The following is a 26,510-nucleotide window of genomic DNA, read 5'->3' as shown; positions in this document are numbered from 1 at the left end:
GTTGGAGCCAACGATATCACGCGAGATCTATCTCGCTATGTCAAAAACTGCCAGCAAAGTGCGACAAGCGTTTCTGCTTGTTACGTCAGACATATATGTCAGACGAACGGTCCGGCGAGGCGTCGCGCCACGCCACGCCGGAGCGCAGCGCTCAGTGCAGACGCAGCATGCTCGGGAAGCCGATGCGCGCGGGCGGGATCATCTGGTCGCCCGGCACCGTGGTTTCCGACGCGCCCGCGGGCGCCGCGGTGCCAGCCGGGCCTTCCAGCGTGGCCGGGGCGGTCGTTGCGCCGTTGGGGTTGGCGGGCACCATGCTGGCCGCATTCGGCGTGGCCGCAGGCGCAGTGCCCGAAGCGGGGACCGCCGCACCGGCCGGCGCGCCAGGCGCCGCGCCCTCGTCGGTGTCGTCGTACTTCGGCGGCGGCGCGCCATCGCCGTAGTCCGGCAGGTTGCTGTCAGACGACGCGCGGCCGTCCGAAAGCAGATAGCGGCGGCGCTGCAGATAGGCGTTGCGGATGAACGAGTACTTGTCGATCGCCGCGCCTTCGAGCAGGTCGCTCGCGCCAAGCAGGTTGGCGCGCGTGCTCACCACGTTCAGGCCGTACAGGCCCCACGACAGCGCGGCCGGATCCACATAGGTGAGCGGATTGATGAAGTAGTTGGGCACGAGGCCGACGCCGTCACGCACCGTGCTCGGACCGAACAGCGGCAGCACGAGGTACGGGCCGGGCGGCACGCCATAGTGACCAAGCGTGAGACCGAAGTCCTGGTTGTGCTTGGGCAGCTTCGCGAGCGTCGCGACGTCGAACAGGCCACCGAGGCCGAAGACCGTGTTGATCACGATCCGCATGATGTCCTCGACACCATCGGTGATCTTCAGCTGCAGGAAGTTGTTCGCGGCGTTGTACACGTCGCCGATGTTCGCGAAGAAGTTCGTTACGCTATCGCGCACGGGCTGCGGCGTCACCTTCACGTAGCCCTGCGCCACCGGCTTGAGCGCGTACGTGTCAACCTTGTCGTTGAACGTGTACACCGTGCGGTTGAACCCTTCCCATGGATCTTCCTTCGACGGCGTCTGCACCGTCGAACAGCCCCCGAGTGCAAGCGCTGCGACGCCAATCGTAATGGCGCGCATCCGTATGGTCGTCATTCTTTTTCTCCTTCTTATTGGGCCGCCGAAGCCGCCGGTGCCGGAGCCGGTACAGGTGCGGCAGCAGGCGCCGCGTCCGTGCTCGCGCCGCTGGACGGCTTCGCGGCGCCCGAATCGGCCGCCTTGCTATAGAGGAACTGGCCGATCAGGTTCTCGAGCACGATGGCCGACTGCGTCATCGAAATGGTGTCGCCGGCCTTGAGCATCTCCGAATCGCCGCCGGGCTCGAGGCCGATGTACTGCTCGCCGAGCAGGCCCGACGTCAGGATCTTCGCCGACGTGTCCTTCGGAAACTGGTACTGCTGGTCGAGGTTGATCGTCACCAGCGCCTGATAGGTGTTGGAGTCGAAGCCGATCGACGCCACCCGGCCCACGGTCACGCCCGCGCTCTTCACCGGCGCGCGCGGCTTGAGGCCGCCAATATTGTCGAACTTGAGCTTCACCGGGTAGGTGGACTGGAACGACAGCGAACTCATGTTGCCGGCCTTCAGCGCAAGAAACAGCAGCGCGATAAAGCCCAGGACCACAAACAGACCGACCCAGAAGTCGAGAGCATTCTTTTTCATCGTCATCCCAATGAGAATCCATTGCGGCGTCGCTCCTGTGCGCGCCGCGCGGCCGGGTCGCTGCCCGGCGTCTTTAGCTGAACATCAGCGCGGTGAGCAGGAAGTCGAGGCCGAGCACCGCGAGCGACGCGTACACGACCGTTTTGGTGGTCGCGCGCGACACGCCCTCGGGCGTGGGCTTCGCCTCATAGCCCTGATAGAGCGCGGTGAACGTCACGGCGAAGCCGAACACGATGCTCTTCACCACGCCGTTGCCCACATCGGTCCAGACGTCCACGCCGCCCTGCATTTGCGACCAGAACGCGCCGGCGTCCACGCCGATCAGCAGCACGCCCACCACGTAGCCGCCCAGAATGCCGACTGCGCTGAAAATAGCCGCGAGGATCGGCATGGCGATCACGCCTGCCCACATGCGCGGCGCGACCACCACGCGCACGGGGTCCACCGCCATCATCTCCATGGCCGTGAGTTGCTCGCCCGCCTTCATGAGGCCGATCTCGGCCGTGAGCGAGGTGCCCGCGCGGCCCGCAAACAGCAGCGCGGTGACGACGGGCCCGAGCTCGCGCACGAGCGAGAGCGCGACCAGCAGCCCGAGCGCCTGCTCGGAGCCGTAGCGGTTGAGCGTGTAATAGCCCTGCAGCCCGAGCACGAAGCCCACGAACAGGCCCGACACGGCAATGATCAAGAGCGAATAATTACCGACGAAGTGGATCTGCTTCGTGACAAGACGCGGCCGGCGCAGCAACGGGAAGAATTCAAGGACGAGGCGCACGAAAAAGCGCGTGGCATGCCCCGCGCGCGCGATCGTTTCGAGCACGGTGCGCCCGATCGAGCTGATGGCGCCGATCATGAGCGGCCTCCGCCAATGCCGAAGTCCGCTTCGAGCGGCAGGTTCGACGGGTAATGGAACCGGAACGGGCCGTCCGGCGCGCCGTCGATGAACTGGCGCACGATCGGGTCGGTCGAGGCGCGCAGCTCGGCGGGCGTGCCCTGCGCCTGCACCCGGCCGCTCGCCATGAAATACACGTAGTCGGCGATCGCGAACGACTCGGGCACGTCGTGGCTGACGAGGATCGAAGTTGCGCCGAGTGCGTCGTTGAGCGTGCGGATGAGATTCGCGGTAATGCCGAGCGAAATCGGGTCGAGACCCGCGAACGGCTCGTCATACATCATCAGTTCGGGATCGAGCGCGATGGCGCGCGCGAGCGCCACGCGCCGCGCCATGCCGCCGGAAATTTCCGAAGGCGCGAGGTCGCGCGCGCCACGCAGGCCGACGGCGTTGAGCTTCATGAGCACGAGGTCGCGGATCAGCTCTTCGGGCAGGTCGGTGTGCTCGCGCAGGGCGAAGGCGACGTTCTCGAACACCGACATGTCGGTGAAGAGCGCGCCGAACTGGAAGAGCATGCCCATCTTGCGGCGCAGCGCGTAGAGGCCGTCGCGCGATTGCGCGCCGACGTCCTGGCCGCCGAACAGCACCTGGCCGCGCTGGGCGCGAACGAGGCCGCCGATCAGACGCAGCACTGTCGTTTTTCCGCCACCGGAACCGCCCATGACTGCCACCACCCGACCGCGCGGGAAGCGCATGTTCAGGCCGGACAGGACGAGCCGGTCGCCGTAGCCGAAGTCGACGTCGCGCAGCTCCAGTAGGGTCTCAGAGGTTGAGGGCACGTGGCTGACAGTCCATTTACACGAAGGCGGGATTATAGGGCCATCGTGGAAAACCTGCCGTGACGCCCCTAGTCCCGCCGATGTAAGCCGCAATCGCCCGCTGTTGCGGGTTGCGGCCCCCTCAGCCTCGGGTCGCGCACACGGCGCAGCCCGAAGCCAGGGCGGACCATTATTGCGTAAACGCGTTGCGCAATGCAGCAACCGCGGCAGCCGGGTCGGCCGCCTCGGTCACGGCGCGCACTACCGCGGCGCTGCCAGCGCCCGTGGCGAGCACCTCGGGCAGCACATTGCCGTCGATGCCGCCGATCGCCACCATCGGCACGACGCCGTCCAGCAGCTTCACGTAGCGGGCGAGACGCGCGAGGCCCTGGGGCGCCGTGGGCATCGCCTTGGTCGTGGTGGCGAAGACGGCGCCGCATGCGAGGTAGCTCGGACGGAAATGAAGCGCCGTGAGCATCTCGAAGTAGCCGTGCGTCGAGAGGCCAAGACGCACGCCGGCCGCGGCGATCGCGCCGAGGTCGGCTTCGCGCAGATCTTCCTGGCCGAGGTGCACGCCATAAGCGCCGGCCGCGACGGCCTCCTGCCAGTGATCGTTGATGAAGAGCTGCGCGTCGTGCTTGCGGGCCGCCGCGACGCAGCGCTCGATTTCGCGAGTGAGCGCCGGAGACTTCGGCTGCTTGCTGCGCAGCTGCGCCGTCTTGACGCCGTAGTCGAGCACGCGTTCGACCCAGTCGGCCGTGGGCAGCACCGGATACAAGCCGAGCTTCGCGGGACACGGCGCGAACGGCAGCGCGGGCGCGGCGGGCAAGCCCAGCACGCGCGGAAAACGCTTGATGTCGACGGGCCAGGCGTCGATCTGCTGCTCGTCGCCGTCGCGCCAGGCGAGCGCGAGCACGAGCGCGTCGTGCGGATCGAAGCCGCAGTCGAGGAACGCCGCCAGTGCCGGAATCCAGTCTTCCGCCAGTTCGCCCTCGAGCGCGTAACGCTCGCCGCCCAGATGCAGCGTGGCGCGCGCCGCCTTCGGGTTTTCGCCCGCGGCTTCGATCACGCCCGCGCCGTCGGTCATCCAGCGCGCGATGTTGGCCAGATGCGGCGCCGCGTCGGTCACGATGATCAGATCGCCGCCGTTGGGGGCGTCGGGCGGCGTGAGACAGATGCGCCACGGTGCGTGCGTGGGCTGCCAGTCGCCCAGGCGCGCGCGGATGCGCTCCGCCGTTTCGGTGAGTTCGTCGGCGGGCGGCCAGAACAGTTCGCGGTCCTGCAGGCGCAGCGTTTCAGTCATCGCTTGTCTCCATCCTGGTGCCAGAAAGGCATGCCGACCACGGGCGTGCTGGCGACCGCCGCTTCGCGCTCGGCCATCGGTCCGGCGAGAAACGCGGCGCGCCCCGCCTCGACGCCCAGCGCGAACGCGCGCGCCATCGCCGCGGGGTGCGTGGCCTGCGAAACGGCCGTGTTGAGCAGCACGCCGTCGAAACCCCACTCCATCACCTGGCACGCGTGCGAAGGTACGCCCAGGCCCGCATCGACGATCAGCGGCACATCGGGCAAGCGCTCGCGCAGCACGCGCAAGCCGTAGGGGTTGATCACGCCCTTGCCGGTGCCGATCGGCGCGCCCCACGGCATGAGCGCCTCGCAGCCCGCGTCGAGCAGACGCCGGCCGATCACGAGATCCTCGGTGCAATACGGCAGCACCCTGAAGCCGTCCTTCACGAGGCGCGACGCGGCCTCGATCAGGCCGACCGGGTCGGGCTGCAGCGTGTAGTCGTCGCCGATCAGTTCGAGCTTGATCCAGTCGGTTTCGAAGACTTCGCGCGCCATGTGCGCCGTCGTCACCGCCTCGTTGACGGTGAGACAGCCGGCCGTATTCGGCAGGAGCGGCACACCGTGGCGCTTGAGCAGGTCGAAGAAGCCGGCTTCGGCGGTGCCCTCGTTCATCTGGCGGCGCAGCGCGACGGTGATCATGCCGGGGCGCGCGGCGGCCATCGAGTCGGCGAGCGACTGCAGCGAAGGATAACGCGACGTGCCGAGCAGCACGCGGCTCGCGAAGGTTTCGCCGTAGAGCGTGAGCGCGTCGGCGGTGGATGTGGTGGTCATGTAGGAATCCTTGGCGGTGTCGTGAACGCGCTCGCGATACATGCGATGCGCGCAACCGGTGGCTTGGGCGAGCGAGGCTCAGCCGCCGGCCACGGGGCTCACGACGTCGAGGCGGTCCCCCGCCTGGAGCGAGCGCGCGCCATGCTGGGTGCGCGCCACGAAATCGCCGTTCAGGGCGACGGCGAACGGCGGACGCGCGCCGAATGCGGCGAGCGCATCGGCGACAGTCGCGCCCTCGGGCAGCGTGATCGGCTTCTGGTTGATATGAATGTCCATGGCAAATACGTTCTCAAACTGCGGATTGTTTCTGGTGCGGCGTCAGGCCGGCTCGTGCGCGCCCTGCGCGTGCAGCATGTCGCCCCAGCGCGACGCGCGGCGCAGCGCCTCGAAGGAATCGGCATCGCTCACGCGGGCGTCGAGCAGCGCCTCGGCGAAGCGCGCGGCTTCGTCGGCGACTTCCGGCGCGATCATGAAGCCGTGCCGATAGAGGCCGTTCACGCGCAGCGTGGTCTTGCCGTCCCAGATGAGCGCCGGGCGATGGTCGGGCAGCGTCGGGCGGCACTGCGTGTTCAACTCGAGGATGCGCGCCTCGCCGAACGCCGGATGCACCGCAAACGCCGCGCTCAGCAGTTCGAGCGCCGAGCGCACGCTCACGGGCGAACGGTCCTCGCCTTCGATCTCGGTCGCGCCGATCACGAAGACATCGTGTTCCTTGGGCGCGATATAGAGCGGATAGCGCGGATGCAGGAGCCGCACCGGGCGCGTGAGCGTGATGCCCGGCGCGTGCACGCGCGCGACTTCGCCGCGAATGCCGCGCAAACCCGGCAGCGCAGGTTTGGCGCCCAGCCCGCGGCAGTCGATCGTCACGCGCGCGGGCGGCGGATTGGCCTCGTCGACCGTGGTGTGCCAGTGGGTTTCCACGCCGCGCGTGGCGAGCCCCGCCGCCAGTGCAGCCAGGGCCTGGCGATTGTCGAGCTGGCCTTCGCCTTCGAGCAGCCAGCCGTGCGCGAAGCGCCCGGCGAGCGCCGGTTCGGCGGCGTCGAGCTGCGCACCGGCGAGCGCGATGAAGTTTGCATCGGCGAGCGAACGCGGCGCGTTGGCGCGCACGCGGCGCTCGAAGAGCGGCGCTTCGGTGCGATCGGCGCTATGCCAGACCACGAGCGTGCCGTTGCGCTGGAAGAACACGGGCTCCGGCAGCTCGGCCAGGATGCGCGGCCAGGATTCGAGCGACGCGACGCCAAGCTCGGTGATGAGCAGTTCGGCGACGGCGGCCTCCGCGAGCGGCGCAAGCATGGCCGCCGCGACCCAGGCCGCGGCTTCGCCGCCTTCGGGGCCGCCGCGCTCGTAAAGCGCGACGCGATGGCCCTCGCCGGCCAGACGCCATGCGACGAGCCGGCCGCTCAGGCCGCCGCCGAGCACGGCGAAGTCGGGCACGCTGCCCACGTTAGGGTTGCGGGCGCGGCTCATGACGACGCTCCGTCACGCAAGGCGAACGCGATAAGAATCGGGGAACAAAGAGAATAGGCGGTCATCGTATCCTTTCCGTACGGCAGCAGCAGACGTACCCAAGGACGAAACCGGCTGGCAAGGCCGACCGTGGAGGCTAAGCGGCGCAGACGGCCCTGTACAAAATTCGCGGAATTCGTACGAACCCATGCGCCCAAAGCGCAGCCCGGCGGGAAACCTGGCGCCCCCTCCTTGAAAAAACCAGGCTGGGCGCCGGCCAAGACTTTCTGGAAACTTCCCGCGCCGGTATTACCCGGATCGGGTGCAAAGGGTTTCTCTCAGCCTCACTGGCGGCATGCCCGGCATACCGGTGAAGCACCCCTGTTTCGTCAACGACGATTAGACCACAAAACGCGCGCGGCCCGCAAACCTCGGCGGAGCCGGGGTGCTGGTCTGGCACAATGCCCTGAACCCGCCTCTTTCGCCTCGCAGGCCCGCGCGGTGAGACAATGGGCGCCACGCTACGGCGGCGCCGGCGTGCGCTTTTGTCTCCACGCCAGGCGCCAGTTTTGACTCCGCCTGTGCCCCGTTAAGACTCACTTAAGCGCCCGACGACAGAATCGCTGCAAAAATCGCTGCAACGCTGCCGCCGTGCGGCGCGCAGCGCATGCCCCCAGCGGGCCGCCACACCTTCAGGACGCACATGACCAACCAACCTGCCCGCGCCACGCCCGATCAGAACGAGCATCAGAAGATCACCGCGTGGAGCCTGATCAAGCCCTACTGGGTCTCCGAGGAACGCTGGATCGCCTGGGGCCTGCTCGTCGCGATCATCGTGATGAACCTGCTCGTCGTGTGGATCAACGTGCGCCTGAACGGCTGGAGCGCGGAGTTCTACAACGCGTTGCAGGCCAAGGACGTCAAGCGCTTCCCGCCGCTGTTGATGACCTTCACCGAACTGGCGTTCGGCTTCATCATCCTCGCGGTGTATGGCCGCTATCTGCGTCAGATGCTCGGCTTTCGCTGGCGTCAGTGGCTCACCACGCGGTTCCTGAGCGAGTGGCTCGGCAAGGGCGCGTTCTACCGCATCGAGCGCGACCGCCTCGCCGACAACCCCGACCAGCGGATCAGCGACGACCTCCAGTCGTTCGCCACGACCACGCTCTCGCTCACGCTCGATCTGCTCTCCACGGTCGTCACGCTCATCTCGTTCATCACGATCCTGTGGACGCTCGCGGGCGCGCTCACTGTCACGCTGGGCGGCCAGCCGCTCGCGATTCCGGGCTACATGGTCTGGGCTGCCGCGCTCTATGCGGTGTTCGGCTCGCTCGTGATCCAGAAGGTCGGCCACCCGCTCGTGTCGATCAACTACCAGCAACAAAAGGTGGAAGCGGACTTCCGCTTCGGCCTGATCCGCCTGCGCGAAAACGCCGAGCAGATCGCCCTCTACGACGGCATGGACACCGAGCGCGGCAACGCGCAAGGCCTCTTCGCGCACATCAAGGACAACTGGTGGCGCGTGATGAAGTACACGAAGCGCCTCACCTTCGTGCTGAGCTTCTACGGCCAGATCGCCATCATCTTCCCGCTCGTGGTGGCCGCGCCGCGCTACTTCGCGGGCGCCTTCACGTTCGGCGTGCTGATGCAGATCTCGCAGGCGTTCGGCACCGTGAGCGACTCGTTCTCGTGGTTCATCAACAGTTACTCCACGCTGGTCGAATGGCGCGCTACCGTGAATCGTCTGCGAGAATTCGTGCGTGTCGTGCACTCGCCGCGCCTGAAGGAATCGGTCTCGCCCGCCACCGAGCATGGCGGCATCAACCTGCACTTCATCGACAACAACGAACTCGCCACCGAACATCTCAAGCTCTCGCTGCCCAACGGCACGCCGCTCTCCGAAGTGCGCGACATCGCCATCAAGCCGGGCTCGCGCTGGCTCGTGCGCGGCCCCTCGGGCGCGGGCAAGAGCACGCTGATACGCGCGCTCGCGGGCCTCTGGCCATTCGGCGAGGGCTCGATCGACGCGCCTGTGGATGCGCGCATGATGTTCATCCCGCAGCAGAGCTATCTGCCCATCGGCACGCTCAAGGCGGCGCTCACCTACCCTTCGCCCGCCGACGACTACAGCGACGAAGACTGCCGCGAAGCGCTGCGCGCCTGCCGCCTCGAAGAGTACATGGATCGTCTCGCCGAATCGGCGCACTGGTCGCGCGTGCTCTCGCCGGGCGAGCAGCAACGCCTCGCGGGCGCGCGCGTACTGCTGCACAAGCCCGACTATCTGTTCCTCGACGAAGCGACGAGCGCGCTCGATCCCGACAACGAAAGCCGGCTCTACAAGCTGTTCATGGAGCGCCTGCCGAAAGCGGCGATCGTGAGCGTCGCCCACCGCGAGTCGCTCGCGGCGTACCACCACGACACGCTCGAGATCGAGCGCATGCCCGAAGAGCGGGTTGCCGCGTGAGCGCAAGCGCGGCGCGCGTCGTGCTGATCACGGGCGCGGGCTCGGGTATCGGCGCAGCGCTCGCGCGGCGCATCTCGGCGCCTCGCACGGCGTTGATGCTGCACGCACGCGGCGCGGATGACGCGTCGCGCGCCCGGCTCGCCGCCGTCGCCGCCGAGTGCGAGCAGCACGGCTCGACCTGCGCCACCACGTGCGGCGATCTCGTGCAGGCCGGCCAGGCGAGCGCACTCGTGGACGCCACGCTCGCGCACTTCGGCACGCTCGACCAGCTGGTCGCCAACGCCGGGCATGCGCAGCGCCAGACGCTCGCCGCGCTCGACGCCGCGTCGCTCGAAGGCGCATTCGCGGCCATGCCCGCCGCGTTCGCGGCGCTTGTGCAACGCGCGCAGCCGGCGCTGGAACGCTCGGCGCGCGCCCGCGTGGTCGCGCTGAGTTCGTTCGTCGCGCACCGCTACCGCGTCGGCGCGCCGTTCGCCGCCACCGCCGCCGCGAAGGCCGCGCTCGAATCGCTGGCGAAAACCGCCGCGGCGGAGCTGGCGCCGCACGGCGTGACCGTGAACTGCGTCGCGCCCGGCTATACGCGCAAGGACAAGGGTCCCACGCCGGAAAACGCGCCGGTGTGGGAGCGCGCGGCGCAGGAAACGCCGCTCGGCCACGTGGCGGATCCCGCCGATGTCGCCGAACTCATCGCCTTCCTGCTCTCGGACGCCGCGCGCCACATCACCGGCCAGGTGATTCATGTCGATGGCGGGCTCACGCTCTAGCGCCGTGCGGTTCCCACGCGCCATCGTTCGCTCGCTAGCGAACTAAATATCGGAATACAACGATAGCGGGCGCCAAAAATTGCCCCTCGCCTCAGCACGGTTTCGCACCGTAAAATACCCCTCCAGCACACCGGAGACGGGCGGCGTCGCACCGCGCAGCCCGCCAGCGTCAAGCGCACACGCCACCCAACGCGTCTGCGCGAGCCGGGTCGCAAGCGCCGCACGCGCCGCTCACCCGGTTCGTTGCGCGCACAACAAATATGGGGGAAGACACGCGATGGGCTACTTTCACTGGTTCACCGAGTTGAACGCGCGCGAGCGGCGCACGCTCTACGCGGGATTCGGCGGCTACGCCGTCGACGCGTTCGACTTCATGATCTACTCGTTCCTGATCCCGACGCTCATCGCGACCTGGGGCATGACCAAGGGCGAGGCCGGCATGATCGCGACCAGCTCGCTGATCTCGTCGGCGATCGGCGGCTGGCTCGCCGGCATCCTCGCCGACCGCTACGGCCGCGTGCGCGTGCTGCAGTGGACCATCGCCACCTTCGCGCTCTTCACCTGCCTCTCCGGCTTCACGCATTCGTTCTGGCAACTGCTCGCCACGCGCACGCTGCAGGGCATCGGCTTTGGCGGCGAATGGACGGTCGTCACGATGATGATGGCCGAAACGATCCGCTCGCCGCAGCATCGCGCCAAGGCCGTGGGCACGGTGCAGAGCAGCTGGTCGTTCGGCTGGGGCGCGGCCGCCATCCTGTACTGGGCCTTCTTCGCCCTGCTACCCGAGGAATACGCGTGGCGCGCGTGCTTCTGGATCGGCATCGTGCCTGCGCTCTGGATTTTCTATGTGCGCCGCAACGTGAGCGACCCCGACGTGTTCGTCGCCACGCGCCGCGCGCGCGATAGCGGCGCGATGCAAAGCCACTTCATGCAGATCTTCGCACCCGCGCATCTGGCCACTACCCTGCTCGGCAGCGCGCTGTGCACCGGCATGCTCGGCGGCTACTACGCGATCACCACCTGGCTGCCCACCTACCTGAAGACGGTGCGCCACCTTTCGGTGTTCAACACGAGCGGCTACCTGATCGTGCTGATCGTCGGCTCGTTCACGGGCTACATCGTCGGCGCGATCCTGTGCGACAGGATCGGCCGGCGCGCCTCGTTCATCCTGTTCGCCATCGGCTCGTTTGCGCTCGGCATGGCCTACACGATGCTGCCGATCACCGACACCGCCATGCTCCTGCTCGGCTTTCCGCTCGGCATCGTCGTGCAAGGTATTTTCGCGGGCGTGGGCGCGTATCTCTCGGAGCTCTACCCGAACGCGATCCGCGGCTCGGGTCAGGGCTTCTGCTACAACCTCGGACGCGGGCTCGGCTCGTTTTTCCCGATTCTCGTCGGTACGTTCGCGCAGACCACCTCGCTCGTGAAGGCGATCGGCATGGTGGCCGGCGCGGGCTATCTGCTCGTGATCGTCGCGGCGCTGTGCCTGCCGGAGACGAAGGGCAAGGTGCTGAGCGAGGAAGCGCCTGCTGCCGGGAGCGAGCGAGCGTCTGCGGAGTCCACTGCACGATGAGCGCGAACATGCTGCAATACCGAGCGTCCCTCCCTGTTGTGCGACCGGCATGAAAACGATCGTCCTCGGCGCCGGTGTGATCGGCGTCGCTACTGCGTACTATCTGAGCGAACGAGGCTGCGACGTCACGGTCGTCGAACGGGAACCGGGCGTCGCGCTCGGCACGAGTTTCGCCAACGCCGGTGTCATCGCACCCGGCTATGTCACGCCGTGGGCCGCGCCCGGCATGCCCGCGAAGCTCATCAAGTATCTGTTCAAGCCCACCTCGCCGCTCATCTTCCGGCCCACGCTCGACGCCGCGCAGTGGCGCTGGATCGCGCGCTGGCTGCGCGAATGCGATCTCGCGCGCTTTCGCGTGAACAAGCAGCGCATGCAGCGCATCGCCTATTACAGCCGCGAATGCCTGCACGCGTTTCGCGCCACGCACGCGTTCGAGTACGGGCGCAGCCAGGGCTATCTCCAGCTCTTTCGCAGCGACTACGACCTCGAACTCGCGCAACCGGCGCTCGGCGTGCTGCGCGATGCGGGCATCGTCTATCGCGAACTCGATGCCGCCGCCTGCGCGCAGGTCGAGCCGGGGCTCGCCTGGTCGCGCGTGAAACCGGTGGCGGGCGTCTATCTGCCCGAAGACGAGGCCGGCGACTGCGCACGCTTCACGCGCGAACTGCGCTCCGTATGCGAAGCACGCGGCGTCACGTTTCTGTTCGATACCGAAGTGCTCTCGCTCGAAGCCGCGGGCGGCAAGGTGAACGGCGTGCGCGTACGCGCGGTGCCCGGGCGGCGCACGGCAAACAACCGCCGCGAGCTACGCGTGCAGCGACGCGAGGATCGCCGCGCACCCGCCCAGGTGCTGCGCCCCGCGGACTTGAACGAGGTAGGCGATACCGAACCGCACACGCTCGCCGCCGACGCCGTGGTGGTCGCACTGGGCGTGGAGAGCGCGGCGCTCGTCGCGCCGCTTGGCGTGCGGGTGCCGCTGTATCCGGTGAAAGGCTATTCGGCCACGCTGCCCGTGGTCGACGAGCAGAAGGCCCCGCGCGCCGCGCTCATGGACGAGTCGCTCAAGACGGCGATCACGCGCTTCGGCCCGTATCTGCGTGTGGCGGGGACGGCGGAGCTGGGCGACCACCGCGCGACGCTGCGCGAGCAGGCGCTGCAAACGCTCATGAAGGTGCTCGACGACTGGTTCCCGCACGCCGCGACGCCTTCGTCGGCGCAATTCTGGGTGGGGCGCCGGCCGATGGTGCCGGACGGCGCGCCGCTGCTCGGCACGTCGGGCGTGGATGGCCTGTGGCTGAACGTCGGGCACGGCTCGACGGGCTGGGCGATGTCGATGGGTTCGGGCCGCGTGCTCGCGGACCTCGTCACGCAGCGCTCGCCGGAAATCGATCTCGATGGATTGACGCTGGCGCGGTATCGCCACTAAGCGTCGGTCAAGACTGCAACGCGCGGCGACGCCTCAAGCGAGCGCGACGCTCGCCAACGCCTCGTAGCGCGCGCCCTGCCTCGCCAGCGTGCTCGAGTACAGCACCAGCGACTCGAAGCGCAACGGCGGCAGCGCTTCCCCGCCGCTTGCCGCCGGCGCGCCCACGGCGTCGCGCGCGAAGCGCGCGAGCGTCACGTGCGGGCGGAACGCTCGCGCGTCGAGCGGCAATCCCACGTCTCCCATGAGTGAGCGCACGCGCCAGTCGAGCGCCGTGAAGGCATCCGACATCGCGAGCACGGCCACCATCAGGCGCGGATGCGCGCGTCCCGGCCAGCATTCGATATGCGTGACCTGCGCGGGCGGGAGGAGCGGCGCGTGCTCGGCGAGCCGCCGCGAGAGCGCGTGCCCCTGGTCGAACGACATCGCGCCGATGAACGTCACTGTCAGATGGAGTTGCGCATAGGGCACGCGCCGCGCATTGGGCGGCACGTCCAGCGCGGCGAGCGCATCGCGCGACGCCGCAGTGGGCGAAAGCGCGATGAAGCAGCGCCGCCATTGCTGCGTGTCACGATCGGTCTCGCGGGCTTCGGACATGATCGGCGGGCCTCGTTCGGTCGGGCAATCGCGTCATGGTAATCCTCTCACGCGAGGCGCGCGCCCATGCAAACCCGCAGCACGGACGTAAAAAAGCCGGGTCACCCTCGCGGGTGCCCGGCTTCGGTCGTTGCGTCTCCTGCCGTCTCCCGTGCGTCCCGTCGAATTCGGGGCACACTGGATTTAACGCGGCAGCTCCGAGCCGCCCATCAGGTACGCATCGACGGAGCGCGCGCACTGACGGCCCTCACGTGTCGACCAGAGTTAGCGCTTTAGCGCTTACTCTGGTCCCAATCCGCGATTTAACGCGGCAGCTCCGAGCCGCCCATCAGGTACGCATCGACGGAGCGCGCGCACTGACGGCCCTCACGGATCGCCCACACCACGAGCGACTGGCCGCGGCGCATGTCGCCAGCGGTGAAGACCTTATCGACCGACGTGTAGTACGCCTTCTCGCCTTCGGTCGAGGCACGCACGTTGCCGCGCGCATCCTTCTCGACGCCGAATGCTTCGAGCACCGGCGAAACCGGCTGCGTGAAGCCCATGGCGAGCAGCACGAGATCGGCCTTCATCTCGAATTCCGAGCCCGGCACTTCGACCATCTTGCCGTCCTTCCACTCCACGCGCGCGGCGATCAGCTTCTCGATCTTGCCGTTCTTGCCTTCGAGGCGCTTGGTCGCCACCGCCCAGTCGCGCGAACAGCCTTCGTCGTGCGATGACGACGTGCGCAGCTTGATCGGCCAGTACGGCCACACGAGCGGCTTGTTCTCTTCCTCGGGCGGCTGCGGCAGCAGTTCGAACTGCGTGACGCTCTTCGCGCCATGACGGTTCGAGGTGCCCACGCAGTCGGAACCGGTATCGCCGCCGCCGATCACGACCACGTGCTTGCCCTTGGCGAGCAGCTGGTTCGGCAGCTTGTCGCCGGCGTTGACCTTGTTCTGCTGCGGCAGGAACTCCATGGCGTAGTAGATGCCTTCGAGTTCGCGGCCCGGCACAGGCAGATCACGCGGCGTTTCCGAGCCGCCTGCGATCACCACGGCGTCGAACTGCTCTTTCAGTCCGTCCGGCGAGATAGTTTCCTTCGCCGTGTTGCCGATGTACGCTGGCAGCTCGCCACGGCCGATGAACACGTTGGTGCGGAACGTCACGCCTTCGGCTTCCATCTGGCGCATGCGGCGGTCGATCAGCCACTTCTCCAGCTTGAAGTCGGGGATGCCATAGCGCAGCAGGCCGCCGACGCGGTCGTTCTTCTCGAACACCGTCACGTCGTGACCGGCGCGTGCAAGCTGTTGTGCGGCGGCGAGGCCCGCGGGGCCCGAACCGACCACGGCAACCTTCTTGCCCGTCTTGTGCTTCGCGACTTGCGGCGCGACCCAGCCTTCGGCCCAGGCCTTGTCGATGATCGCGTGCTCGATCGACTTGATGCCTACGGGATCGTCGTTGATGCCGAGCGTGCACGCCGCTTCGCAGGGCGCCGGGCAGATACGGCCCGTGAACTCGGGGAAATTGTTCGTGGAATGCAGGACGTCGATCGCGCTCTTCCAGTCCTGGCGGAACACAAGGTCGTTGAAGTCCGGAATGATGTTGTTGACCGGGCAGCCGTTATTGCAGAACGGGATGCCGCAGTCCATGCAGCGTGCGCCCTGGATCTTCGCGTCGGCGTCGGAGAGCGCCGCCACGAATTCCTTGTAGTGCTTCACGCGCGTAAGCGGTGCTTCGTACGCCTCATGCTGGCGCTCGAACTCGAGAAAACCGGTTGCCTTACCCATAGGGTTCTCGTCTATCTCTATCTATTCGGTGAGGGGACCGCGCCCGCCGCCGCTTCAGTGAGCGCGGCGGGCGCTTCGTCTTCGTTCAGTCGTCGTCGCGGGAATCAGGCGGCCAGTTCTTCCTGGCTCGCCTTCTTCGCGCCGAGTTCGGTCAGTGCGCGCTTGTATTCCGTCGGGAACACCTTCACGAACTGGCGGCGCGCCGCATCCCAGTTTTCGAGCAGCGCCTTGGCGCGCGTCGAGCCCGTGAACTGGAAGTGACGCTCGACGAGTCCCTTGAGCAGCGCTTCGTCGGTCTGACCCGTGTGCCACAGCGCGCGGTCCACGGTGCGCTCCTGTTCGGCCTGTTGCAGAACCGGGTCGAGCGCAACCATCGACCTGTTGCACTTGTTGGCAAAGGAGCCGTCCGGGTCGTACACGTAGGCGATACCGCCCGACATGCCCGCCGCGAAGTTACGGCCCGTTTCGCCGAGCACGAGCACCGTGCCGCCCGTCATGTATTCGCAGCCGTGGTCGCCCGTGCCTTCGACAACCGCCGTCGCGCCCGAGTTACGCACCGCGAAACGCTCGCCCGCCACACCGCGCAGGAAGGCTTCGCCTTCGAGTGCGCCGTACATCACCGTGTTGCCGCAGATGATGTTTTCTTCGGACTTGCCGCGGAAGTCGTTGGTCGGACGGATGATGATGCGGCCGCCCGAGAGGCCCTTGCCGACATAGTCGTTGCCGTCGCCCACGAGGTCCAGCGTGATGCCGCGTGCGAGGAACGCGCCGAAGCTCTGCCCCGCCGTGCCCTTCAACTGGATGTGGATCGTGTCTTCCGGCAGACCGTCGTGGCCGTACTTCTTCGCGACGACGCCCGAGAGCATCGCGCCGACCGTGCGGTTCACGTTGCGCACCGGCTGAATGAACGAGACGTGCTCGCCCGTTTCGATCGCGGCCTTTGCCTTCTCGATCAGCGTGTGATCGAGCGCGCGGTCCAGACCGTGGTCTTGCGTGTCGACGTGCTTGCGCGCGACTTCGGCGCCCACTTGCGGCTGGTAGAACACGCGCGAGAAGTCGAGACCCTTCGCCTTCCAGTGCTCCACACCACGGCGCGTATCGAGCAGATCCGCGCGGCCGACCAGATCGTCGAACTTGCGGATACCCAGTTGCGCCATGATTTCGCGCACTTCTTCAGCGATGAAGAAGAAGAAGTTGACGACGTGCTCAGGCTGGCCCGAGAACTTCGCGCGCAGCACCGGATCTTGCGTCGCCACGCCAACCGGGCAGGTGTTCAGGTGGCACTTGCGCATCATGATGCAGCCCTGGACGACGAGCGGCGCCGTCGCAAAGCCGAATTCATCCGCGCCGAGCAGCGCGCCGATCACCACGTCGCGGCCCGTCTTCATCTGGCCGTCGGCCTGCACGCGGATACGGCCGCGCAACTGGTTCAGCACCAGGGTCTGCTGGGTCTCCGCCAGACCGAGTTCCCACGGCGTGCCGGCGTGCTTGAGCGACGAGAGCGGCGAGGCGCCCGTGCCGCCATCGTGACCGGCGATCACGACGTGGTCGGCCTTGGCCTTCGCCACGCCGGCTGCCACCGTGCCCACGCCCACTTCCGACACCAGCTTCACCGAGATCGACGAAACCGGGTTCACGTTCTTCAGATCGTGAATGAGCTGCGCCAGGTCTTCGATCGAGTAGATGTCGTGGTGCGGCGGCGGGGAGATGAGGCCCACGCCCGGCACCGAGTAACGCAGCTTGCCGATGTACTCGGAAACCTTGTGGCCCGGCAGCTGACCGCCTTCGCCCGGCTTCGCGCCCTGCGCCATCTTGATCTGGATCTGGTCCGCCGACGACAGGTACTCCGCCGACACGCCGAAGCGGCCCGACGCCACCTGCTTGATCTTCGAACGCAGCGAGTCGCCATCCTTGAGCGGGATGTCCTTCACGACTTCCGGTCCGATGATCGACTGCATCGTGTCGCCGTTCTTGATCGGAATGCCGCGCAGTTCGTTGCGGTAGCGCTTCTCGTCTTCGCCGCCTTCACCCGTGTTCGACTTGCCGCCGATGCGGTTCATCGCGACGGCGAGCGTGGCGTGCGCTTCCGTGCTGATCGAGCCGAGCGACATCGCGCCCGTGGCGAAACGCTTGACGATTTCCTTGGCGGGCTCGACGTCGTCGATCGAGATCGCGCGCGCCGGGTCGAGGCGGAATTCGAACAGACCGCGGAACGTCATGTGGCGCTTCGTCTGATCGTTGATCAGGTGCGCGTATTCCTTGTACGTCTGGTACGAGTTGCTGCGCGCCGAGTGCTGGAGCTTGGCGATCGCGTCCGGCGTCCACATGTGGTCTTCGCCGCGCACGCGGTAGGCGTATTCGCCGCCCGCGTCGAGCATGTTGGCGAGAACCGGGTTGTCGCCGAAGGCGTCGCGGTGCAGACGGATCGCTTCTTCAGCCACTTCGAACAGGCCAATGCCGCCCACCTTCGAGGCCGTCCCCTTGAAGTACTTGGCGATGAGGTCGTCAGCCAGACCGACGGCTTCGAAAATCTGCGCGCCCGTGTACGACATGTACGTGGAGATGCCCATCTTCGACATCACCTTGAGCAGGCCCTTGCCCACTGCCTTGGTGAAGTTGTAGACGGCCTTCTCGCCCGACAGGTCGCCCTTCAGGCCCTGCGCCATTTGCGCGAGCGTTTCCATCGCGAGGTACGGGTGCACGGCTTCCGCACCGAAACCGGCGAGCAGCGCGAAGTGGTGCGTTTCACGCGCCGAACCCGTTTCCACGACGAGACCCGTGCTCGTGCGCAGACCGTGCTGCACGAGGTGCGAGTGGATCGCCGAGGTGGCGAGCAGCGCAGGAATCGCGACGTTGTCGCGGTCCGCGCGGCGGTCCGACACGATCAGGATGTTGTAGCCCGACCTGACCGCATCGACGGCTTCCGCGCACAGCGACGCGAGGCGCGCTTCGATGCCTTCCTTGCCCCAGGCCACGGGGTAGCAGATGTTCAGCTCGTAGCTGCTGAACTTGCCGCCCGTGTACTGCTCGATCGCGCGGATCTTCGCGATGTCCTTGAAGTCGAGCACCGGCTGCGACACTTCGAGACGCATCGGCGGGTTGATGTTGTTGGTGTCGAGCAGGTTCGGCTTCGGGCCGATGAACGACACGAGCGACATCACCAGGTTTTCGCGGATCGGGTCGATCGGCGGGTTCGTGACCTGCGCGAACAGCTGCTTGAAGTAGTTGTAGAGCGTCTTGTTCTTGTTGGACATGACCGCCAGTGGCGAGTCGTTGCCCATCGAACCGACCGCCTCTTCGCCCGACATCGCCATCGGCGCCATCAGGAACTTGAGGTCTTCCTGCGTGTAGCCGAACGCCTGCTGACGGTCGAGCAGCGCAGCGGCTTCGGCGCGCGCGGTCGCGACGTCTTCCGCCTTCGGCTCGATCTCGTCGAGCTTGATGCGCACGGCGTCGATCCAGCTCTTGTACGGCTTGGCGTTGGCGAGGTTGTCCTTGAGTTCCTTGTCGTCGATGATGCGGCCGTGTTCCATGTCGATCAGGAACATCTTGCCCGGCTGCAGACGCCACTTCTTGACGATCTTCGACTCGGGGATCGGCAGCGTGCCGGCTTCCGACGCCATGATGACCAGGTCGTCGTCCGTGACGATGTAGCGCGCCGGACGCAGACCGTTACGGTCGAGCGTCGCGCCGATCTGGCGGCCGTCGGTGAACGCGATCGCCGCGGGGCCGTCCCACGGCTCCATCATCGCGGCGTGGTATTCGTAGAACGCCTTGCGGTTCTCGTCCATCAGCGTGTGCTGCTCCCAGGCTTCCGGGATCATCATCATCACCGCGTGGACGAGCGGGTAGCCCGCCATCACCAGCAGTTCGAGACAGTTGTCGAACGATGCCGTGTCGGACTGGCCCGGATAGATCAGCGGCCAGAGCTTCGGCAGGTCGTTGCCGAGCACGTGCGAGGCGATCGCGCCGGTACGGGCGTTCAGCCAGTTCACGTTGCCCTTCACGGTGTTGATTTCACCGTTGTGGGCGATCATGCGGTACGGATGAGCCAGTTCCCACGCCGGGAACGTGTTGGTCGAGAAGCGCTGGTGCACGAGCGCCAGTGCCGAGACCACGCGCTCGTCCTGCAGGTCGCGGTAGTACACGCCAACCTGGCCGGCGAGCAGCAGGCCCTTGTAGACGACCGTGCGCGCCGAGCACGACGGCACAAAGTATTCCTTGCCGTGCTTGAGCTTGAGCGCCTGAATGCGGTGGCTCGCGGTCTTGCGGATGATGTACAGCTTGCGCTCGAGCGCGTCCGTGACCATCACGTCCTTGCCGCGGCCGATGAAGATCTGGCGGATCAGCGGCTCGCTCGCCTTCACCGTGGGCGAGATCGGCATCGCGTGATCGACCGGCACGTCGCGCCAGCCCAGCACGACCTGGCCTTCGGCGCGCACCGTGCGCTCGAGCTCCTGCTCGCAGGCGAGACGCGAGGCGTGTTCCTTCGGCAGGAAGATCATGCCGACGCCGTACTCGCCGAACGGCGGCAGCGTCACGCCCTGCTTGGCCATCTCTTCGCGGTAGAACGCGTCCGGAATCTGGATCAGAATGCCCGCGCCGTCGCCCATCAGCGGATCGGCGCCCACGGCGCCCCGGTGGTCGAGGTTCTCGAGAATCTTCAGGCCTTGCTGAATGATTTCGTGGCTCTTCTTGCCCTTGATGTGGGCGACGAAGCCGACGCCACAGGCGTCGTGTTCGTTTTGCGGGTCATAGAGACCTTGCGCGGCGGGCACCGCGGCGCGCTGCTGGTGATCGTTCATGGGGACACCGTCAGAGTGGGGCTGTTGCCAGCCGTTGAATCCATTTTCTTGATTTACGCCGCTTGCGTGACCGCTGTACGGCGTTGCGCGGGGTATTACATGCTTCCCGCGTTATGCGCCCAGGAGAGCCGAAAGGCGAATATACGCGACGAATCAAGGGGATGCAAATAAAACGTGATGTTCGAACCCCAATTATCGAGTTGGTGCATCCGCACATTTTTTTATTGGGGTCATATTCAATTTGAGCAAAAGAAAACGGCATCCGGAGATGCCGTTTATTTCGTAAACATTTGATCCGAAAGCAATCAGTGGGTGCCAGTGCCCGGCTTGCGCTCGTCGTGTTCCGAACTCGAACCGGAGGAGCCACCGCTGCCGGAGCCCTGCGAACCACCGGATTGGCCACTTGAGCTACCCGGATTTCCACCCGATGTTGTAGCGGAACCACTACCCGCGGGGCCTCCTCCATGCGTCGGGGTCGAGCCGGCCGGAGTGGCGCCAGAGTGCGGAGCTGAATGAGGGCCAGATTGACCGGCGCCATGGCCTGCCGACTGACCGCCGGCTCCGCCTGATCCGGCCGCAGGTGTCGAAGCCGCGCTCGCGGTGGTTGCCGCGCCAACGGCACCCGGCGTTGCCGCGGGCGTGCCCGGCGCTTCGCGCACCTTGCGCGGGCGCCCGCGCGGCAGCGGCGAGACACGCCGGTTCGCCGTGCGCGACGCCCAATCGCGATAAGTGTCGCTGCCGAGCACCCAGCCCTTGAGCGTGGCCTGCATGAGCTGCGTCGTTTCACGCTCGTCGAGCACCTGCTCGCAGAGTTCGCGATACGCGCGCTGACGCTCGAACGGCGTATTGCCGAGCGCCCAGTAGAGCGGATGGTCGGTGATCAGGCTGTCGACGGTCAGGCCGATGTGATGCCGGTAGCTCGACCATCGATAGTCTTCGGGCGCCGTCACGAGGTGGCTGCGCACCGGTGCGAGCTCGACGACGCGGCTCGCCAGCAGGAAGAAGCGCTCGCCCTCGATGACCGTCGCGCGGTAGCGCCCCTCCCAGAGCGTGCCGCGACGCGCATAGCGCCGGTTGAAATGCGCCACGTAGCGCCGGCCGACCGCCTGCATTGCCTTGGGCAGGCTGGATTCGTCGGAAGGCGTGACGAGCAGTTGCACCGCGCCGGGCATCAAAACCCACGCATGAACCGCCAGATGATGATCGCGCGCCGCGGCCTTCAGGCAGTCGATGAACAGTTCGTAGTCCTGGTCATCGACGAACGCGGGCTGCTGATCGAGTCCGCGCAGGATCACATGCTGTGGCTGATCGGGAACATAAAGACGTGCAAGCCGTGCCATGCTCGATTTTCCTGGTTCCGTTGGTGAATACCCGCAGACCCGCCAGGCCCCACCAGCGCTAGTTCTCGCTGGCATGCGGCTTCGGCGGAAAGCTCGCGGCGCTTAGTAAAAAAGCTCTAACGGTCGCGTCTGGTTTGTTGCAAACGTTGTGTTCATAATGAGCGGGCCTTTCATGGAGGAGCAATTAATATGAAATTAAAACAGGCGCTGGCAGGGGTCGCCGCGCTCGCCAGTTTCACGGCAGCACACGCACAATCCGCAAACACGTTCTACGTCACCACCGGCTGGTTCCGCTTCATGCCGCAGGACACCAGCGATCCGCTCAAGATCGACAGCGTCGGCGGCTCGCCCGTCAACATGGCCATTCCGAATACGGGCGCCAGTGTCGGCTCGGCCGACACCGTGGGTTTCTCCCTCGGCTACTACATCACCGACCACTTCGCTACCGAAGCCGAACTGGGCATTCCGCCGAAGTTCGATATTTCCGGCGGCGGCAGCTTCAGCAGCTACGGCAAGGTCGGCTCGGCGAAACTGTGGAGCCCCGCGCTGCTGTTCAAGTACTACTTCAACAGCCCGGAAGCAAAATTCCGTCCTTACCTCGGCGTCGGCGTGACCTACGCCTGGTTCACCGATGCGAAGATCACCAACGGCTCCTTCGAACAAGAGAGGCTTGGGGGTCCGACCAGTGTTTCGACGGATCGTTCCTGGGCCCCCGTGTTTAACCTGGGCTTCAACTACAACTTCACGAAGCACTGGTTCGCCGGTTTCTCGCTCTCGTACATTCCGATCAACGTGACGGCCACGTACCACACGACGCTGAACAACCAGTTCGGCACCCAGCGAGTCGCAGAATCGAAGATTCACCTGAACCCGCTCGTGACGTACCTGAAGGTCGGCTACAACTTCTAACGCGCTGCGGCGCCCCGCACTACCTCGCGCCGGCCCTTCGCCTCGCCCTTGCGGCGTCTGGCGGAGGGCGGCGTTTCCCGCCCGGCCGTGCCCTTCCCGTCTTCGCGTCTCCATCGATTATTCCCCGCCTTCGCATGGGCTTATCCTGATTCTATGCCTCTGCGAAAAAGCGTGCTGTCCCCGTAATCACCTGTTTTGTCACCAGAGAGCGAAGCCCCGCCTGGCGGGCGTTTGCGCCCGGCTCACTGCGCTCGTTCAAGGCTCGGGCACTGAAATTGCGCAATACTTGCACTCCGGCTCTCGCTCCCGCGCCCTTTTTCGTGCGCGCCGAGGCGAGCCTTTTACCTGTGACTTTTCAACGACGGAGCCATACATGAGCGCCTTTCCGAACACGCGAGAAGCCCTCGGAGATTCCTGGACGCGCACGAGCCGACACGCGCGGCGCATCGCGCGCCGCGGCCGCAGCGCCGCCGCCGATATCACCGACGAGTTGCGTGATCTGCTCGCCGAGCTGGAAAACACGCTGGGCGAAGGAACCCAGGCCGATGCCGCCGCGCTGCGCGACGACATCCGCAAGCGTCTCGACGCCGCCCGCGAGCGGCTCGAAGTGGCGCGTGCAGCCGCGCGTGACCATACTGACGCGGCCATCGCCAGCGCGGACGACTACGTGCACCGCAATCCCTGGCAGGCCGTCGCGATCGTCGGCGGCGTGGCGCTGGTAGTGGGCGCGCTGCTCGCGCGCCGCTGAATGAGGATCCGGGCGCTGGCCGCCCGGCTTGGGGCCTCAGGCGTCGAGCGCGTGCGGCCCGATCAGGTCGATACGGTCGGTACAGACCGTATCGACGCCCCAGTTCACGAGCTGGCGAGCGCGCTCGAGGTCGTTCACCGTATAGGCGAGGATGAAAAGCCCCGCCGACTTGATGCGCTCGACGAGCGCCTCGTCGAGATGGCGATAGCTCGCATGGAGCGACACACATTCGAGCGCCGCGGTCTGCTCGCGCCAGTCGGCGGGCACGCGCTCGAATAGCAGTCCGCGCGGCAGTTCCGGCGCGCTCTCGCGCGCCGCCTCGAGTGCCGCGTAGGAAAACGACGAGAGCAAAGGCGGCATACCTGCCTGCGCTTCTTGCTCCCACAGGCGCGCCGTTTCGGCGCCGACCATGCGCCCTGTCTCCACGTCGCGGCCCGCGCAGGGCTTGACCTCGACGTTCGCCGACAGCCCCAGCTCACGACAGCACGCTGCGACTTGAGCGAGCGTGGGCATCGGCTCGCCCGCAAAACGCGCATCCCGCCAGCTGCCCGCGTCCAGCGTGGCAAGTTCCACGTAGCGCATGCACGCCGCAGCGCCCTGCCCGTTCGACGTGCGGTTCACCGTGTCGTCGTGGAGCAGGAACGCGACGTTGTCGACGGACAGCCTGGCGTCGAACTCGACCATCGTATGGCCGAGGCTCGCGCCGGTGCGCAGACCCGCCAGCGTGTTCTCGGGTGCGAGCGTGCCGCCCCCTCGGTGCGCGGCCACGCGCGGATACGGCCAGGACTTGATCAAAGGGGCTCCCGGAATCGGCAGGGGCGGTGAGATGGGGCGAGCCGCGCCGTCAAACGTCGCCGGCGACGACGAAGAGACGGCGGTACTCCTTCAGGGCATAGCGGTCGGTCATGCCCGCGATGTAATGCGCGATCAGCCGCGGCTGCACGGCGGCGTCCTGCGTCTGGTACGGCGGCGGCAACAGGCGCGAGTCTTCGCTGAACGCCTCGAACAGCCCCTTCACCACGCGCCGCGCCTTGTTGGCCATGCGCATCACGCGGTAGTGGCGGTACAGGTTGCGGTAGAGGAAGCGTTTGAGCGCAGCCGCCTGCGCGGCCACACGCTCGCTGTGCGCGACGAGCGCAGGCGCCGCGCGCACGTCGTCGAGCGACTGCGGCGCGCACTCGGCGAGATTGCGCCGCGTCTGCCCGATCAGATCGACGATCAGCGTGTTGATGATGCGCCGCACAGTCTCGTGAACCAGCCGGCGGCCCTCGATCTGCGGATATTCGGCGCGTGCGGCATCGTAGTGCGTTTGCCAGAGTTCGACCTCGGCGAGCTGCTCGATGGCGAGCAGACCCGAGCGCAAGCCGTCGTCGACGTCGTGGTTGTTGTAGGCGATTTCGTCGGCGATGTTGGCGATCTGCGCTTCGATCGACGGCTGCCGGCCGAGCAGAAAACGCTCGCCCAGATCGCCCAGATGCCGCGCATGCTCGCGCGAACAGTGCTTGAGAATGCCTTCGCGCGTCTCGAAGCACAGGTTCAGGCCGTCGAACGCGCCGTAATGCTCTTCGAGCTCGTCCACGACCGCGAGGCTCTGGAGATTGTGCTCGAAGCCGCCGTGCTCGCGCATGCACTCGTTGAGCGCGTCCTGGCCCGCATGGCCGAACGGCGTATGGCCGAGGTCGTGGGCGAGCGAGATCGCCTCGACCAGATCTTCGTTCACGCGCAGGTTGCGGGCGACCGAGCGGGCGATCTGCGCGACTTCCAGGCTGTGCGTGAGCCGCGTGCGAAAGAGATCGCCCTCGTGATTCACGAACACCTGGGTCTTGTACTCGAGTCGGCGAAACGCCGTGGAATGGACGATGCGGTCGCGGTCGCGCTGGAACTCGCTGCGCGCGGCGGGCGGCGGCTCGGGAAAGCGCCGCCCGCGCGAGCGCGAGGCGTGCGCCGCGTAAGGCGCGAGGCCCGCCTCGAATGACGCGACCAGCGCGGCGCTGGCGTCGCCGCCATGCGCGTCGCTACCTTCCTGAACACTACGGGGATCACTGCGGTTATCGCTGCGGGTGTCGCTCACCGTTCCTCCGCAAGGGGTTGTTGCCGGCGCCGCCTCAGTTCTGCGTCGCGGCGGCGAGCGTGGCCTGCACGGCTTCGTCGGGCGCGCGGCCGATGTGCGTCTCGCCAAAGCGCTTGAGCAGGATGAACTTGATCGCCCCGCCCTCGGCCTTCTTGTCGACCTGCATCAGCTCGACGTAGCGTTCGGCGCCGAGCGCGGGCGCACGCACCGGCAGCTTCGCGGCCTCGACCACGCGCACGAGGCGCGTGCGCGAGGCTTCGTCCAGTATGCCCATGCGCACCGAGAGATCCGCCGCCATCACCATGCCGCAACCCACCGCCTCGCCGTGCAGCCACTCGCCGTAGCCGAGCCCGGCCTCAATTGCATGGCCGAACGTATGGCCGAAGTTGAGGATGGCGCGCAGGCCACCCTCGCGCTCGTCGGCGGCCACAACCGATGCCTTGATCTCGCACGAGCGCTTGACCGCATGCGCGAGCGCTTCGGGCTCGCAGCGGTTGAGCGATTCGACGTTGGCTTCGATCCAGTCGAAGAATTCGGCGTCGGCAATCGCGCCGGTCTTGATGACCTCGGCAACGCCCGCCGCCAGCTCGCGCTCGGGCAGCGTGGCAAGCGCGCCGATATCGGCGATCACGGCCTGCGGCTGGTAGAACGCGCCGATCATGTTCTTGCCGAGCGGATGATTGATGCCCGTCTTGCCGCCCACCGACGAATCGACCTGCGAAAGCAGCGTGGTCGGCACCTGGATGAACGGCACGCCGCGCATGTAGCAGGCGGCCGCGAAGCCCGTCATGTCGCCCGTCACGCCGCCGCCCAGCGCGATGAGCGTGGTCTTGCGGTCGGCGCGCGAGGTGAGCAGCGCGTCGAAGATCTCGTTGAGCGTTTCCCAGTTCTTGTGCGCCTCGCCATCGGGCAGCACCACCGTGTTGACGTCCTTGCCGAGCGGCGCGAGGGCGGCGCGCAGCGTCTCGCCGTAGAGTGGGTCGACGACGGTGTTCGTCACGATCGTCACCGACTTGCCGGCGATATGGGGCGCGAAGAGCGCCGTCTGACCGATCAGGCCGGAGCCGATATGGATGGGGTAGGCGCGGTCGCCCAGTTCGACATTGACGGTAATCATGCTCTGAAT

General features: G+C 66.7%; 20 protein-coding genes, 1 pseudogene and 1 riboswitch. Of the genes and pseudogenes, 6 read left to right on the top strand and 15 right to left on the bottom strand.

Annotation, left to right across the window (positions count from 1 at the left end; genetic code table 11):
• Positions 1-151 precede the first annotated feature (151 nt).
• From M3A49_RS34285 to M3A49_RS34250, 8 genes are all read right to left on the bottom strand, one after another.
• A complete protein-coding gene (locus M3A49_RS34285) occupies positions 152-1,150 on the bottom strand; it encodes a VacJ family lipoprotein (protein WP_266232888.1) in 999 nt (332 codons plus the stop codon).
• Between the two features lie 14 nt (positions 1,151-1,164).
• Complete coding sequence (gene mlaD / locus M3A49_RS34280) at positions 1,165-1,716, bottom strand: outer membrane lipid asymmetry maintenance protein MlaD (protein ID WP_266232887.1); 552 nt, start codon at positions 1,714-1,716, stop codon at positions 1,165-1,167.
• A 73-nt stretch (positions 1,717-1,789) separates the two neighbouring features.
• The gene (mlaE, locus tag M3A49_RS34275; protein ID WP_254356219.1) at positions 1,790-2,566 is read right to left on the bottom strand and encodes a lipid asymmetry maintenance ABC transporter permease subunit MlaE; all 777 of its coding nucleotides are present in this window, start codon (positions 2,564-2,566) and stop codon (positions 1,790-1,792) included.
• Positions 2,563-3,384 carry an ABC transporter ATP-binding protein gene (locus tag M3A49_RS34270; RefSeq protein WP_266232886.1) on the bottom strand — a complete coding sequence of 274 codons (822 nt, stop codon included), beginning with the start codon at positions 3,382-3,384 and terminating at the stop codon, positions 2,563-2,565. The genes mlaE and M3A49_RS34270 overlap by 4 nt, the downstream gene beginning before the upstream one ends.
• Positions 3,385-3,553: 169 nt before the next feature.
• Positions 3,554-4,666, bottom strand: a complete 1,113-nt coding sequence (gene thiE, locus M3A49_RS34265) for a thiamine phosphate synthase (RefSeq protein WP_266232885.1) — start codon at positions 4,664-4,666, stop codon at positions 3,554-3,556.
• Positions 4,663-5,478 carry a thiazole synthase gene (locus M3A49_RS34260; protein WP_266232884.1) on the bottom strand — a complete coding sequence of 272 codons (816 nt, stop codon included), beginning with the start codon at positions 5,476-5,478 and terminating at the stop codon, positions 4,663-4,665. The genes thiE and M3A49_RS34260 overlap by 4 nt, the downstream gene beginning before the upstream one ends.
• Before the next feature lie 78 nt (positions 5,479-5,556).
• On the bottom strand, positions 5,557-5,754 hold the full coding sequence (gene thiS, locus M3A49_RS34255) for a sulfur carrier protein ThiS (RefSeq protein WP_028206558.1): 198 nt from the start codon (positions 5,752-5,754) through the stop codon (positions 5,557-5,559).
• 42 nt (positions 5,755-5,796) lie between these two features.
• The gene (locus M3A49_RS34250) at positions 5,797-6,945 is read right to left on the bottom strand and encodes an FAD-dependent oxidoreductase (protein WP_266232883.1); all 1,149 of its coding nucleotides are present in this window, start codon (positions 6,943-6,945) and stop codon (positions 5,797-5,799) included.
• A 257-nt stretch (positions 6,946-7,202) separates the two neighbouring features.
• A riboswitch (TPP riboswitch) is annotated at positions 7,203-7,317 on the bottom strand.
• 310 nt (positions 7,318-7,627) lie between these two features.
• Between M3A49_RS34250 and M3A49_RS34245 the strand changes: the two genes are divergently transcribed.
• From M3A49_RS34245 to M3A49_RS34230, 4 genes are all read left to right on the top strand, one after another.
• On the top strand, positions 7,628-9,385 hold the full coding sequence (locus tag M3A49_RS34245) for an ABC transporter ATP-binding protein/permease (protein ID WP_028206556.1): 1,758 nt from the start codon (positions 7,628-7,630) through the stop codon (positions 9,383-9,385).
• A complete protein-coding gene (locus M3A49_RS34240; protein WP_266232882.1) occupies positions 9,382-10,149 on the top strand; it encodes an SDR family NAD(P)-dependent oxidoreductase in 768 nt (255 codons plus the stop codon). The genes M3A49_RS34245 and M3A49_RS34240 overlap by 4 nt, the downstream gene beginning before the upstream one ends.
• Positions 10,150-10,426: 277 nt before the next feature.
• Positions 10,427-11,722 carry an MFS transporter gene (locus tag M3A49_RS34235; RefSeq protein WP_266232881.1) on the top strand — a complete coding sequence of 432 codons (1,296 nt, stop codon included), beginning with the start codon at positions 10,427-10,429 and terminating at the stop codon, positions 11,720-11,722.
• 49 nt (positions 11,723-11,771) lie between these two features.
• Positions 11,772-13,148, top strand: a complete 1,377-nt coding sequence (locus M3A49_RS34230) for a D-amino acid dehydrogenase (protein ID WP_266232880.1) — start codon at positions 11,772-11,774, stop codon at positions 13,146-13,148.
• A gap of 33 nt (positions 13,149-13,181) precedes the next feature.
• On the opposite strand, the gene thpR is transcribed toward M3A49_RS34230, so the two are convergent.
• The 4 genes and pseudogenes from thpR to M3A49_RS34210 all read right to left on the bottom strand — a co-directional run.
• On the bottom strand, positions 13,182-13,742 hold the full coding sequence (thpR, locus tag M3A49_RS34225; RefSeq protein ID WP_254356227.1) for an RNA 2',3'-cyclic phosphodiesterase: 561 nt from the start codon (positions 13,740-13,742) through the stop codon (positions 13,182-13,184).
• 302 nt (positions 13,743-14,044) lie between these two features.
• Positions 14,045-15,511, bottom strand: a complete 1,467-nt coding sequence (locus M3A49_RS34220) for a glutamate synthase subunit beta (RefSeq protein ID WP_266232879.1) — start codon at positions 15,509-15,511, stop codon at positions 14,045-14,047.
• Between the two features lie 104 nt (positions 15,512-15,615).
• Positions 15,616-20,316 carry a glutamate synthase-related protein gene (locus M3A49_RS34215; RefSeq protein ID WP_266232878.1) on the bottom strand — a complete coding sequence of 1,567 codons (4,701 nt, stop codon included), beginning with the start codon at positions 20,314-20,316 and terminating at the stop codon, positions 15,616-15,618.
• Positions 20,317-20,966: 650 nt separating this feature from the next.
• Positions 20,967-21,656, bottom strand: a pseudogene (locus M3A49_RS34210) (transposase); the annotation flags it as partial.
• Positions 21,657-21,845: 189 nt separating this feature from the next.
• On the opposite strand from M3A49_RS34210, the gene M3A49_RS34205 reads away from it, so the two are divergent.
• Positions 21,846-22,565, top strand: a complete 720-nt coding sequence (locus M3A49_RS34205) for an OmpW/AlkL family protein (RefSeq protein WP_266232877.1) — start codon at positions 21,846-21,848, stop codon at positions 22,563-22,565.
• Positions 22,566-22,938: 373 nt separating this feature from the next.
• The gene (locus M3A49_RS34200) at positions 22,939-23,313 is read left to right on the top strand and encodes a DUF883 family protein (protein WP_028206548.1); all 375 of its coding nucleotides are present in this window, start codon (positions 22,939-22,941) and stop codon (positions 23,311-23,313) included.
• A gap of 36 nt (positions 23,314-23,349) precedes the next feature.
• On the opposite strand, the gene ugpQ is transcribed toward M3A49_RS34200, so the two are convergent.
• From ugpQ to aroB, 3 genes are read right to left on the bottom strand one after another with little or no spacing between them, the layout of a single operon-like run.
• Positions 23,350-24,105 carry a glycerophosphodiester phosphodiesterase gene (gene ugpQ, locus M3A49_RS34195; RefSeq protein ID WP_416339073.1) on the bottom strand — a complete coding sequence of 252 codons (756 nt, stop codon included), beginning with the start codon at positions 24,103-24,105 and terminating at the stop codon, positions 23,350-23,352.
• 52 nt (positions 24,106-24,157) lie between these two features.
• A complete protein-coding gene (locus M3A49_RS34190; RefSeq protein ID WP_416339071.1) occupies positions 24,158-25,384 on the bottom strand; it encodes a deoxyguanosinetriphosphate triphosphohydrolase in 1,227 nt (408 codons plus the stop codon).
• A 34-nt stretch (positions 25,385-25,418) separates the two neighbouring features.
• Positions 25,419-26,501 carry a 3-dehydroquinate synthase gene (gene aroB / locus M3A49_RS34185; protein WP_266232875.1) on the bottom strand — a complete coding sequence of 361 codons (1,083 nt, stop codon included), beginning with the start codon at positions 26,499-26,501 and terminating at the stop codon, positions 25,419-25,421.
• Positions 26,502-26,510: the final 9 nt, after the last annotated feature.

The organism is Paraburkholderia sp. CNPSo 3076 (genome assembly GCF_026343935.1).
GTDB lineage: Bacteria > Pseudomonadota > Gammaproteobacteria > Burkholderiales > Burkholderiaceae > Paraburkholderia > Paraburkholderia nodosa.
The sequence above is the reverse complement of the archived record's forward strand: the minus strand, read 5'-3'. Positions and strand labels throughout refer to the sequence as shown.